Annotated in this window: 9 protein-coding genes and 2 pseudogenes; 6 read left to right on the top strand and 5 right to left on the bottom strand. The window is 59.1% G+C overall.

All coding sequences use genetic code 11. From position 1 onward, the window contains the following. Positions 1-64 precede the first annotated feature (64 nt). Positions 65-2,755: a beta-glucosidase gene (locus tag BLR20_RS22060; RefSeq protein WP_054993246.1), complete on the bottom strand. Its 2,691-nt coding sequence runs from the start codon at positions 2,753-2,755 to the stop codon at positions 65-67. A 59-nt stretch (positions 2,756-2,814) separates the two neighbouring features. Continuing rightward, positions 2,815-3,063, bottom strand: coding sequence for a hypothetical protein (locus BLR20_RS22055; protein WP_032612013.1), 249 nt, complete (start codon positions 3,061-3,063; stop codon positions 2,815-2,817). A 425-nt stretch (positions 3,064-3,488) separates the two neighbouring features. Between BLR20_RS22055 and BLR20_RS22050 the strand changes: the two are divergent. Continuing rightward, positions 3,489-3,686: pseudogene (locus BLR20_RS22050) on the top strand (transcriptional regulator); the annotation flags it as partial. 43 nt (positions 3,687-3,729) lie between these two features. Here the strand turns inward: BLR20_RS22050 and BLR20_RS22045 are convergent. Continuing rightward, positions 3,730-5,898 (bottom strand): TonB-dependent siderophore receptor, encoded by a 2,169-nt coding sequence (locus tag BLR20_RS22045; protein WP_054993248.1) that lies wholly within the window; start codon positions 5,896-5,898, stop codon positions 3,730-3,732. Between the two features lie 256 nt (positions 5,899-6,154). Between BLR20_RS22045 and BLR20_RS22040 the strand changes: the two genes are divergently transcribed. The 5 genes from BLR20_RS22040 (at position 6,155) to BLR20_RS22020 (ending at position 11,197) form a co-directional block, all read left to right on the top strand. Next, entirely contained in the window at positions 6,155-7,693 is a 1,539-nt protein-coding gene (locus BLR20_RS22040; protein WP_054993265.1) for a cryptochrome/photolyase family protein, read from the top strand. After that, positions 7,690-7,833: a DUF2256 domain-containing protein gene (locus BLR20_RS22035; protein WP_003315231.1), complete on the top strand. Its 144-nt coding sequence runs from the start codon at positions 7,690-7,692 to the stop codon at positions 7,831-7,833. The genes BLR20_RS22040 and BLR20_RS22035 overlap by 4 nt, the downstream gene beginning before the upstream one ends. 146 nt (positions 7,834-7,979) lie before the next feature. Continuing rightward, a complete protein-coding gene (locus tag BLR20_RS22030; protein ID WP_054993249.1) occupies positions 7,980-8,408 on the top strand; it encodes a DUF2231 domain-containing protein in 429 nt (142 codons plus the stop codon). Beyond that, on the top strand, positions 8,405-9,697 hold the full coding sequence (locus BLR20_RS22025) for a PQQ-dependent sugar dehydrogenase (protein WP_010429713.1): 1,293 nt from the start codon (positions 8,405-8,407) through the stop codon (positions 9,695-9,697). The genes BLR20_RS22030 and BLR20_RS22025 overlap by 4 nt, the downstream gene beginning before the upstream one ends. Positions 9,698-9,997: 300 nt before the next feature. Continuing rightward, positions 9,998-11,197 carry an MFS transporter gene (locus BLR20_RS22020; RefSeq protein ID WP_054993250.1) on the top strand — a complete coding sequence of 400 codons (1,200 nt, stop codon included), beginning with the start codon at positions 9,998-10,000 and terminating at the stop codon, positions 11,195-11,197. Between the two features lie 61 nt (positions 11,198-11,258). Here the strand turns inward: BLR20_RS22020 and BLR20_RS28635 are convergent, their stop codons facing one another. Then, positions 11,259-11,966 (bottom strand): methyl-accepting chemotaxis protein, encoded by a 708-nt coding sequence (locus BLR20_RS28635; protein ID WP_477749718.1) that lies wholly within the window; start codon positions 11,964-11,966, stop codon positions 11,259-11,261. 423 nt (positions 11,967-12,389) lie between these two features. Beyond that, positions 12,390-12,899, bottom strand: a pseudogene (locus BLR20_RS28630) (MCP four helix bundle domain-containing protein); the annotation flags it as partial. Positions 12,900-12,903 lie beyond the last annotated feature (4 nt).

Here is a 12,903-nt window from a genome sequence, read left to right as displayed (position 1 = left end):
GCTGCCAGGAAGGCATCGATGGTCCTGTCGACCACCGATGCCTTTGACGCGTGAGAAATGTCGCTTAGTAAGCCTGTTCTGCCTTGACCTGTACGGCCTTGCGCAGGGGGATCGGCAGCGGGTTGGAGTCGCGAGTGGTCAATTTTTCCGGGTACAGCGCTACAACCGTGCGGTCGAGTGTCAGGTTTTCCGAGTCCTTGCCCACCAGCACCTTGAACTTGCCAGGATCAACGTTCCAGCTCACCGAGTTTGCTGAGTAGTAAGCGAACGAACGCGAGTCCAGTGCGATGGTCACGGTCTTGCTTTCGCCAGGCTTCAGGTAAACCTTGGAAAAGCCCTTCAGCTCTTTCTCTGGACGATCAACCAGCGGCTTGGAAGGCTGCACGTACAGCTGAGCCACTTCAAAACCGGCCTTGTCACCCGTGTTGGTAACCTTGAACGACGCTTGAATGGTCGCGCCCGGTGCCAGCACGTTGCTCGACAGCTTCAGATCGCTGTACGCATAAGTGGTATACGAAAGGCCGAAACCGAATGGGTAGAGCGGTTTGGTGTGCTTCTTGTCGTAACCGCGATAGCCCAGGTACAGACCTTCGCTGTAGCTCATCTCGACAGGCGGGTTAGGGCTGCTGAAATAGTACGGCACCGGGTTCGAGTACGATGCGTAGCTCGGATTGTCCTGCGCCTTCTTGTCCAGCGTGATCGGCAGCTTGCCCGACGGATTGACCTTGCCGAAGAGGATCTCAGCCAGTGCCTGACCGCCCTGTTGCCCTGGATACCAGGCATGCAGAGACGCGGCTACCTTGTCAGCCCACGGCTGCATGTCCATGCCACCGCCACCGTGCAGCACCACGATGGTTTTCGGGTTGGCTTTCTGAATGAAGCCGATCAGCTCGGACTGGAATTGCGGCAGTTCGAACGGACGGTCAAGCGACTCACCCTCGTATTCGAAGTTGTTGCCGGCGGCTACCACGACAGCGTCGTAATCCCCTAGGTTCTTCGGTGGACGCAACGATGCCCAGCTCATCTGCACGCCGTTCATGCCGCCCAGTACCGGGGTGAAGTTGCCCTTGAGCCGGCGGTATTCGAGACGCACGTTGTACTCGGTACCGGCCTTGAGGTTCAGCGTTTTAACCGTTCGCGGAACCACTGGAATCAGATCGAACGAGACTTGCGAACCCTCGCCCTCGAGCACCAGTTCATCATTGATCCAGAGTTTATAGGCACCGTCCGCACGGACCTTGAACACCTGAGGGCCGGTGATCGTCGGTTTGATCTTGCCAGTGAAACGGGCCGAGAACGAACCGGCTGAAGGGCTGTAGCCATTGACCGCGCTGCTGCCGTAATCAGTGACGTTGGTGTTGGTAATCCAGTCCAGATTGACGCCCGGCTCGATGCGGGTTGCAACCGGATCGCCGGACAGCGAGGTGTTGGCGTAATACTCGGCTTTTACGCCGGTATTGCTGATCGCCTGTTGGTCACTGCCAGGCTGATACCAGACCGATGACTTAGGGTTCAGGCTCATCTGTGGCAGGTAGTCCACATTGGATGGGCTAGACGCCAGTTGCTTCAGTCCGCTCACTTCGGTGACATAACTGGCCGGTGCCGAATAGGCGGTACCGAACGGCGCGGTCGGTGGCTGCATGGCCATGTCGCCAATGACGGCGATCCTTGCGTTTCTGGACAATGGCAGCAGAGGTTTCTGCCCGTCCACTGGCTCGTTGCGCAGCAGGACGATCGATTCTCTGGCCACGTTCAAGGCCGCCAGCTGACCGTATTCACGATGCTCCAGTGGCTGCGCCTTGTTGATCCCTTTGTCAAAGCCGTAGCTGACCAGTGCCCTCAGGTTCCGGCGCACCTTGTCGTCGATCACGTTCTGGTGCAACTGACCATTCCAGACATAAGGCAGCAGTTTGGCTTCGGTAAACTGAAGGCCGCTGGGCATGTCGATATCGGTACCGGCCCAGGCACCTTTGAAGGCGTCCTGAACCGAGTTGAAATCGCTCATGACGTTACCTTGAAAGCCCCACTGGCCTTTCAGGATATCGGTGATGAGGTGGTGGTTTTCACACGCGTATTCGCCGTTGATCTTGTTGTAGCCACACATGATCGAGGCGATATTCGAGTTCTTGACCAGCGACTCGAAGCCCGGCAGGTACAGCTCCTGCATCGCTCGTTCGTCGATCTTCACATCCAGATAATGACGGTTCGCTTCCTGCTCGTTCATCAGGTAATGCTTGGCGGCCGCCTGGATGCCCTGAACCTGGATACCGTTGGTGACGGCAGGGGCCAGTACTGCGCCGAGAAACGGATCTTCCCCGCTCATGTACTCAGCCGCCCGGCCGTTGAACGGCGTGCGGTACAGGTTGATGGCTGGCGACAGCATCTGCTGACCGCCTGCGATGCGGGTTTCGTAGCCGATGGCCAGACCGAATTCCTTGGCCCGGTTAATGCTCCAGGTGGCCGCGAGTGCTGACGGGGAAGGGTACTGCGCGCCGAACGTCTTGCCGCCGACCAGTACGCCCATCGCCGAGTCATAGGCGACCGTGCCCTGCAGGTTGAACTTGTCCAGCTTGGGAATCATGCGGCCGTCGTCAACGCGCGAAAAATTGATTTTTTCCGATTGCGTCATGTTGTCCAGCATCGCGCCTACGCGCGCTTCCACTTCATTGCCGGTCATCGGCGTGACAGCGAATACGCTGCCTGCCTGGGCGATACCGAGCGCCAACAGGCTCAGGCCCAGGCCTTGTTTGATCATGGACACGGAGTTGTTCCTTACGTCATTCATGGGTTGATCGGTTGCAGTCAGTGGGTCACTCAGTGGTCTTCATTGCCGGCAGGAGCGTCCGCAGTGTCGATCGGTGCATCCACCACCGTTTGCGCACCATTGGGCGTTTTCTGTGCGGCAACGTCGGCACCGGTGATCTGCTCGCGCTGGGCGTCGACTTCTGCGCGGCGCTCGCTCGACGTGGATGGCAGCGGGTTCTGCCTGTCAGCGGCAGACACCGGGAGGGCGGCAAGGGACATCAGTAAAGTGGCAACAACAGGCAGCAGGGGGCTGGCCATCGGGAGAATCTCCAAACAGAAATATGAAACAGGCAGACAGGCAAGTCGGCGGCTCAGGGCCGCTGACAGTTCATTCAAGGCGTGCGTAACAAGCAGAAAATTGCTGAACGGTAAAATACACGAAAGCAATTTTATATATTTGATTTAGAGTAAATTTATATAGCGGCGTTATGATTTTTATGTTGTTTATATTTCATAAAGTTAATTTTATGGACAATATTTTTATTATTTTCTATGTTTTATAGACATTAATCGTCTTTTTAAAAAGCAGAGTGTTCACTCTGTTTTACGTTTTTTATGTTGTTTAATGCGGTCGCGTGCTGATAAGCGCAAGTATCGCTGCCGCCTGAATACTGGCAGTGAGTGCCAGCATCATCACGTCGCCTTCAGGCCCGTCGAATAAAGTCCGTACGCCACCGAAGAATGCCTATGCCTCTCTGGACTGGAGTGAACGCGCCTCGCATATAGGCGGCGCATTGGGCGCTGCGCTGCTGGAACTGATGCTCAAGCGTGGATGGGTAAGCCGCCATCTGGATTCCAGAACAGTGAAGCTGACGCCCAAAGGAGCAGGAGGGATGGCGAAGGCGTTTGGCTTGGAAGGCGGTGCGCAACCGCTTGGGTAACCACGCCGCTACCGAGCATGTCCGGTAGCAGCGTGGCTCAGGTTCAGAAGCTGTACTTGGCCGTCAGCGCATAGCTGCGCGGGTTGCCGTAGACGTCGGTGGAGCCCCAGACTGAGCTTGCGCCAATTGCCGTGTAGTAGGTGCGGTCGAAGATGTTGTTGGCGTTCAGTTGCAAGTCGAGGTTCTTGCTCACCTGATACCCCGCCATCAGGTCGGCGACGGCGTAGCTGCCCTGTTCCAGGCGATAGCTGCCATCGGTGAGCGCGATATCGTTGTACATGCGGCTCTGCCAGTAGACGTTGCCACCGACGCGCATTTTCTCCAGTGCGCCCTGCAGGCGATAGACCGTCGACACCTTGAACAGATGCTCGGGTGTATCGGTGTTGAATTGCTGGTTCTTGTTCGCCGGATCGGCGTCCTTGAGGTAGTGGGTGCGAGCGTAGGTGTAGCCTGCGCCGACTTGCCAGTTCTCGGTCAGCGCGCCTTGCAGTTCCATCTCGATGCCCTGACTGCGTACCAGACCGGCAGCGTCGTAGCAGGTCAGAACCGCGCAGCCCGCCTGGGTCGGCGACTGGGTCTTGAGGTTTTTCTGGTCGATCTGGAACACCGCCAGGGAGGTGTTGAGGGCGCCGTTGAAGTATTCACCCTTGATACCGACTTCATAGTTTTCGCCAACCACCGGCTTGAGCACCTTGCCGGACAGGTCCTGTGCGCTCTGCGGCTGAAAGACGTCGGTGTAGCTGGTGTACAGCGAGTGGTGGTCATCCAGCTTATAGATCAGCCCTGCGTAGCGCGTCAGGTTACGGGTGACCTTGTAGTCTTCGTCGCCGGCGCGGTCATCGTAGTCGTACCAGTCCAGACGGCCGCCGAGGATCAGGGTCAGCGGATCGGCCAGGCTCAGGCGTGTGGTGAGATACACCGCATCCTGGGTGGCGATGCTGTGCGTCTTGCCATCGCGGACGAAGTCCGGCTTTGGTGCGCCGATGGGCAGTCCGGTGTCGTAGGGGCTGTATTCCTTGCTGGTCTGGTCGTACACGCGCCGGCTGGTACCGACCACCACTTCATGAGTGCGGCCAAAGGCTTCGACCGGCCCACTGGCGTAGACATCGAAGGCGGTCTGCTTCTCTTCCGGCCTCGACTGGTAGGCCGTGGTTTCCAGCGGGCCGTTGTAGCGAGACAGGTAGGTCCCCGAAAACAGGCCGTCCAGCGACGAGCTCGAGCCCGCTACGCGCAGTTTCCAGTCGTTGTCGAAACGGTGCTCCAGCTCACCGAACACGGTGTCTATCCGGATTTTCTTGTTTTCCCAATCCGAGCCGGAATAGGTGGAGCGCGGCAGGTTCAGGTGGTGACCATCAGCGCCGAGGGGCAGGCCGCCCCAGAAATAGTTGGTCTGATCTTCCTGACGAGACAGGCCCAGGGTGGCGGTCGTTGCGTCGCTCAGATCGGCTTCGATCACCCCATAGAACACGCCGTGATCGCTCTTTTCCTTGTCGCGGAAGCTGTTGGCATCCTGGTAGGAGCCGACTATCCGGCCGCGAACCGTGCGGCTGTCGTTCAGTGGGCCGGACGCATCGAAGACGCCACGGTAATCGTCCCAACTGCCGACCGTGCCGGTAAGGGAGACCTGTGGCACGGCGGTAGGGCGCTTGCGCACCATATTGATCGCTGCCGAAGGATTGCCGGAGCCTGTCGCCAGGCCAGTCGCGCCTCTGATCACTTCGACATGATCGAACATGGCCAGATTGGGTTGAACGCCTGCCGTGTAGCCCGAGTACGAGGCGGGCAGGCCGTCGTACATGATGTTGTCGATGTCGAAACCGCGCGACGTGTAGGTTTGCCGACCGGGTCCGCTGGACTGGTCCAGAAACAGTCCAGGGGTGTACCTCACCACGTCATTGATGCTGGTCATGGCCTGATCGTCCATGCGCTGACGGGTGACGACCGTCACGGCCTGCGGCGTTTCACGAATGGTCAGCGGTAACTTGGTCGCTGTCTGCATCGGGCCGGTGGTGTAGGACTGACTGCCTTCGGTGGTAGAGCCAAGTTGATCGCTGCTGATCTCTGTGGCGCCCAGTTCCATGGTCGTGGCGGGCTGTGCTTCGCCAACCTGTGCTTCAGCGGCAAAGGCTGCCTGCGTGGTGGCAGCCCAGATGCCCATGGCCAGCAGACCCGGTGTGAAACGATTACGGCTTTGCGATTGTTGCCCCGACATGAACCCGACACTCCCTCGACGCCGTCCATGGCAGGATGATAATAATGTTGATAATGGTTCGCATTAGTGTGACAGGTTGTTTCGATCAGAAAAAGACACTGCGAACAAATAGTTAACAAAATTTTCACATTTCCAGAGTGAGGCCGGGTGTGTGTAGGCCTGAGTGTCGGGCAGGTATCCCATCGAAAAACGCTATGAAAATCTTGTACATGAAATTACATTGGTACAAGTTTTTATGGCTGCGGAGCCTCTTCCATTGACTCAATCCCCTCATCTCCATCTGGTTCTCGGCGACCAACTCTCCTTCGACCTTGCGTCCTTGAAGGGCCTGATCCCCGAGCGCGACACGGTCCTGATGGTCGAGGTCATGGAGGAGGCGAGTCATGTGCCGCATCATCCGCAGAAGATCGTGCTGATCTTCAGTGCCATGCGGCATTTTGCCGAGGCGCTGCGTGAGCATGGTGTCCGGGTGCAGTACGTCATGCTCGATGATCCGCAGAACACAGGGTCGGTGCCGGGTGAGTTACAGCGCTGGCAGGCCCTGCTGCGGGCAGAACAACTGCACATTACCGAGTGCGGCGACTGGCGTCTGGAACAGTCAATCAAAGACTGCGGGTTGCCGATCCAGTGGCACGCCGACACGCGCTTTCTCTGTTCCCGGGACGAGTTCTCGTCCTGGGCGCAAGGCAAGAAGCAGCTGCGCATGGAGTTCTTTTACCGGGAGATGCGCCGCAAAAGCAGGCTGCTGTTGAACGGCGACGGTACGCCGGTCGGTGGTGCCTGGAACTTTGATGCGGAGAACCGCAAGGCACTGCCCAAGGGCGTGGCAGCGCCTTATCCGCTGCGCTTTTCCCCCGACATCGTCACCCGTCAAGTGTTGACGCTGGTGGGTGAGCGCTTTGCCAGCCATTACGGCTCGCTGGAGACCTTCGACTATCCGGTTACGCACGCTGACGCTCAGGCGCTGTGGGCATATTTTCTGGACTATGGCCTGGCCGGTTTCGGCGATTATCAGGACGCCATGGCCACCGATGAGCCGTTTCTGTTTCATGCGCGGATCAGCGCAGCGTTGAACATCGGGCTGCTGGACTTGCGTCAGATCTGCAGCGATGTCGAGTCTGCGTACTGGTCGGGCAGAGTGGGGCTGAATGCCGCCGAAGGTTTCATTCGCCAACTGATCGGCTGGCGGGAGTATGTGCGTGGCGTCTATTGGCTGAAAATGCCCGATTACGCGAGCGGCAATCTGTTCGGTAACAGCAGGCCGCTGCCCGAGTTTTACTGGACCGGCGAAACGAAGATGAACTGCATGAGTCAGGCCATCGGCCAGAGTCTGAAGCATGCTTATGCCCACCATATTCAGCGCCTGATGGTAACCGGTAATTTTGCCCTGCTTGCCGGCATCGTGCCGGAGCAGATCTGCGAGTGGTATCTGGCGATCTACATGGACGCCTTCGAGTGGGTCGAGCTGCCCAATACGCTGGGCATGGTCATGCACGCGGATGGCGGCTATCTGGGCTCCAAGCCGTATTGCGCCAGCGGCCAGTACATCAAGCGCATGTCTGACTATTGCCGCGGCTGTGCGTACAAGGTCACTGAAAGCACCACTGAGTATGCCTGCCCGTTCAATGCGCTCTACTGGCATTTCCTGATGCGCCACGGCGACCTGTTACGGCGCAATCAGCGCATGGCAATTATCTACAAAAACCTTGATCGGATGGCCGAGCCCAAGCAACAGGCGCTGTGGGAGCGGGGTGAGCATTTGTTGGCCAGACTGGATGCCGGAGAGGCGCTTTGAAAAAGAACGAGTTGCCGGTCAAGACCTGCGTAGTCTGCGGGCTGCCGTTCACCTGGCGCAAGAAGTGGGCGCGCTGCTGGGATGAGGTGCTTTACTGCTCTGAGCGTTGCCGGCGAAACAAGCGCACGGCACGCGAGTAGCGTTTTCAAAATATTTCGAAATGAAAAGCGCTGAACTATCGCTTGCTCAGCATGATCCTTCCTTATGCGCATTCAGCGCGACCCCGACCTGCCAGCGCATCCGCACTGAGTTTTGATCCAGGGTCGCCGAACGAAAAGGAGCCGTCATGACCGTAACCACCCATCCCGTCTACCGCTACACGCCAGGCCCGCTACATGCGACCTTGCTTGCCGGAACCGTGCCTTTGTTTCTCGGCGGCTTGCTGAGTGATATTGCCTATTACCAGACCTTTCAGATTCAGTGGAGCAACTTTGCCGCCTGGCTGATTGCCGGAGGCCTTTTGTTCTGCGGGCTGGCGTTGCTGTTCGCGTTGGTCAATCTGGTTCGCGCCGATCACAAGGGCGGTCGTCCTGTGGTGTACTTCCTGTTGTTGCTGGTCACCTGGGTGCTGGGGCTGGTCAATGCCTTCGAGCATGCGAAAGACGCCTGGGCGGTCATGCCGTCCGGCTTGATCCTGTCGGTCATCGTCACTGTTCTGGCCTGCGTTGCGACGTGGACCGGGCTCACCAGCCTGCGTTCCGGAGGTGCAGAATGAGAAATACCCACGCATTGACTGCATTGAGCATGGCGCTGCTGCTGAGCGCCTGCGGTGGTGAAGCAGACAGCACTCAGGCGCGCGGACCGGATCCGAAGCTGCCGGACCCGCAACGAGGCCTGCTGCCGAGCATGAAGATTGCCGAACCGACCGCATGGGGCGATCAGAAGCCTGCCGTACCTGAGGGTTTCAGCATCACGGCGATTGCCAGCGATCTGAATATTCCACGTCAGTCCATCGTTTTGCCCAACGGCGATATCATTGTTGCCGAAGGGCGCGGCGGCAGTGCTGCCAAGCTCAAGCCCAAGGACGTGATTGCCAGCGTCATCAAGGCCCAGGGCAACACCAAGGTCAAAAGCGGTAATCGTCTGACGCTGTTGCGGGACGCGGACGGCGACGGCAAGTATGAGCTGAAGACGGTCTTCGCCGAGAACCTCAATGCGCCTTATGGCCTGGCCTTCGCGAACGGCAAGCTGTACGTGGCCAACCAGGATGCGCTGGTCAGCTTCGATTATCAGGAAGGTCAGACCAAGGCCAGCGGTGAGCCGACCAAGGTCACCGATCTGCCTTCGGCGATCAACCACCACTGGACCAAGGCGCTCACGGCAAGCCCCGATGGCCGCTTCCTGTATGTCGGTATCGGCTCGAACAGCAACGTGACCGAGCGTGGCATGGAGGTCGAGATCGATCGGGCGATGGTCTGGCAGATCGACGCCGCCACCGGTGCCCACAAGCCTTATGCGACCGGTCTGCGCAACCCGACGGCACTGGCGATTCAGCCGGGCACCGGGCAACTGTGGACGGTGGTCAACGAGCGTGACGAACTGGGGCCTGATCTGGTACCGGATTACCTGACCTCGGTGAAGGAGGGCGCGTTCTACGGCTGGCCCTACAGCTATTGGGGCCAGAATGTCGACACGCGTGCCCAACCGCAGAATCCGGCCAAAGTCGCTGCGGCGATCAAGCCTGATTACAGCCTCGGTTCGCACGTCGCCGCACTGGGCGTGTCGTTCTCGATCCCGGCGATGGGCGACAAGTTTGCCGATGGCGTGTTCGTCGGTGAGCATGGCAGCTGGAACCGCGATAACCCGGTGGGTTACAAGGTGATCTTCGTGCCGTTCAGCAACGGGCGTCCTGCCGGCGAGCCTGTGGATTTCGCAACCGGTTTCCGCGGAGCCGACGGCAAGACGCGCGGCCGGCCGGTAGGCGTGACGGTTGATCCGAAAGGCGCACTCATCATCGCCGACGACCTGGCAAACACCATCTGGAGAGTGACCCGCAACAAGTAGGTCACGATAGCCAGAGGTCGTTGTTGATTGATCGTTCCTGCGCAGAGCGTCGGCACGATAGTGGGTGATTGATCGTTCCCACGCTCCGCGTGGGAATGCCGCTCGTGACGCTCTGCGTCATCCATGGACCTCGACGCGGAGCACCGGCCCGATAGCCGGTCTTCGCAGGAATTACCTCGCTTCACTGAAACAAAACTCCCTCTCAAGGTGGCCTTGATGCGGCCTTACACGTTAGGGTTGGCGCTTCCACGCGCTGGCCTGAGCGGCCGGTCGCTTACATCCCCGAATTCTGGAACCGCTGTGAGTCGCTTTGAAACCGCTGGAAACGTCGAAACAAAACCCGCTTCATGGTGGGCTGTCGGCAGTGTATCGCTTGGATCGTTCGCCACGGTCACCACTGAATTTCTGCCTGTCGGGCTGCTGCCCGATATCGCTAGCGACCTGGGCACCAGCATCAGCCAGACAGGCTTGATGATGGCCGTTCCCGGCATCCTCGCGGCCATTTCGGCACCCTCCTGTATTGCCCTGTTCAGTCATGTCGATCGCAAACGCCTGCTGCTCGGGCTGCTGTCGATACTGCTGGCATCCAACCTGATCGTCGCGTTGTCCACGCACTTCTGGCTGACGCTTGCAGGCAGGGTGCTGCTTGGCTTCGCGCTGGGGGGATTCTGGACGATTGCCGGGTCGCTGGGGCCGCGCCTGAGGCCCGGCAAGGAGGGCGTAAAGGCCACCGCGTATGTGCTCGCGGGCGTCTCGATCGGCACTGTCGCCGGGATTCCGGCCGGTACGTTGATCGGTGAGGCCTTCGGCTGGCGGGCCGCATTCGAAACAGCGGCAGTGGTCACGGTGGCGGTGGGTTTGTTGATCGCAACCTTTCTGCCTGCATTGCCGGGCGAGCGTTCTGCCGGCATCAGCCAGATGTTGTCGCTGGCTGGCGAGCAGCGCATTCGTCGTATGTTCGCTGCCGCACTGTTGATCTATGTGGGGCACTTCGCGGCCTACACTTACCTAGCGCCCTTCGTGCAGGAGTTCGCGCATATCCAGGGTCAGGCCCTGGGGGCATTGCTCTTCGCGTTCGGTCTGGCAGCGGTGGCAGGCAATCTGGCCGGCGGAGCCCTGGCGGCCAGAAGCGCGCCGTCCTCGGTGCTGATCATGACCCTGCTGATGCTGGGCTCGCTGACGGCGCTGCTGATGTTCGTCGGTAACCCGTGGCTACTCTGGCCGGTGATTCTGGTCTGGGGTTTCGCTTTCGGGATGATCCCCATCACCACACAGATCTGGTGTTTCGAGGCCTCCAATAATCGTGTCGAAGGTGTTCAGGCGTTGCTGGTCTGTGTGGTGAATCTGTCGATTGGCGGCGGGGCGTTCATTGGCGGTGTGGTGTCCGGCCGGGCCGGCTTTACAGCCGCCATCGTGATCGGGGCGGTATGTGCCGCACTGTCTATGCTCACCGTGACACTGGCGATGCGCAGCTCAAGGCCGGTTAGTTGTACAGACTGATCTGCCGGTAATGAGATATCGCGGCGATGCTGAATCCATCGCCGCTATACCGATCACACCCTCAGCCTGCCTTGAAAAACGCGACCTTGCGGGTCAGGCGATCCGCGAGCTGTGCGAGCTCCTCACTGGCGGTTGCCACCTGCTGCGATCCATTGGCAGATTTGAGTGTCGAGTCGTGAATGCTGGTGATGTTCATCGCAACGTCTTCTGCCACCGCACTCTGCTGAACCGACGCGCTGGCGATCTGCGCGTTCATGTGGTTGATCGCGCTCACTTCCTGATTGATTCTCGACAGGGCGCTTTGGGCATTGCGTGTCCGTTCCACGGCACGATTGACCAGTTCACAGCTGTCGTGCATGTTCTGTGCCGCAGTTTCGGTACCACCCTGCAGCGTGCTGATCATGTTTTGAATCTCCTGGGTCGACAGCTGGGTGCGATTGGCCAGCGAACGAACCTCATCGGCGACCACCGCAAAACCTCGGCCATGCTCGCCCGCGCGGGCGGCTTCAATGGCCGCGTTGAGCGCCAGCAGGTTGGTTTGTGAGGCAATCGAGTTGATCACCTCGATCACCTTTTCGATCTCCTCGCCGTGCCGTGAGACCTGCTCCACGGTGCCGGTCGTTTCGGTCAGCGTGGCAGCCAGTTGTTCGATGACAGTGGTGGTGCCTTCAACGAGGCTGTTGCCGTTCGCCACCTCACTGTCAGCCAGGCGTGCCGCATCTGCTGCCTGCGCTGCATAACCCGACACTTCACTGACCGTCGCGGCCATCTCGCTGATGGCGGTAGCCACCTGTTCGGCTTCACGGGTCTGCACCATGATCTGCGTATTGTTGGCGGAAGAGGCTGCCGACAGAACGCTGGAAGACTGGCTGACCTCCTGAGCGGCCATTCGGACGTCGGTGATGGTTTCCGAAAGGCGGTTCAGCGCCGTTCTCAGCACGCCCATGACGCTGTCGGGATAGGCCGTGGTGATGGATTGCTGCAGATCGCCCGCTGCCAGTCGGCGAATGGCCTCTGCAACGTCTACCGGCTCTGCGCCAAGGGTCTTTTTCACGAAGCGGATGATGAACGCCGACAGCACAATACTCAGCAGCACAGCGAACGCAGTGGCCAGCAGCATCAGGCCACGGAACTGGCTGGCGGTCGCCTGCACATTATCCAGTTGGACCCTGATCGAGGCTTCCTCATGGTCGATGAGCGCATTGATGCGCTTCAGCCATTCGCTGTAGTTACCGGAGGTCTGGCTCAGCAACAAGGCCTGGGCACCGGCGATGTCTCCGGCACGGCGCAAGGCAATCACGCTCTTGGTAGAGACGAGCGTTTGCTGTTCGATTTCCTTGATGCCACGCAGCAATTGGCGTTCTTCGGCACTGACATTGGGCTTGGTGAACAATTGCTCCATCGGTACGGCCGAGTCGACATAGTCCTTTTCAAGACGGGTCATCTCTGCCAGATGCAGCGCCAGGTCCTGGTCGTTGTTGACCAGCACGGCATCGCGCAGAGCGATCGCACGGTTATGCACGCTGCCCCGGAAGTTGATCGCATAGCGTTGCACCTTGGCGGCATTTTCGCCTACGTCTTCCAGGGTGCTGTCGATGAACCCGACCCGCTGAATGCCAACGGCTGTGATCAAGATGAGCAGCGAGACGACAGCGGCGAATCCCAAGCCGATGCGCGTAGCCAGAGAAACCTGATTTTTCATGGAA

Source organism: Pseudomonas congelans (assembly GCF_900103225.1).
In the GTDB taxonomy this organism is placed as follows: Bacteria; Pseudomonadota; Gammaproteobacteria; order Pseudomonadales; family Pseudomonadaceae; genus Aquipseudomonas; species Aquipseudomonas congelans.
Note: the sequence above shows the minus strand (reverse complement) of the source record. Positions and strands in the feature narration are given on the sequence as shown.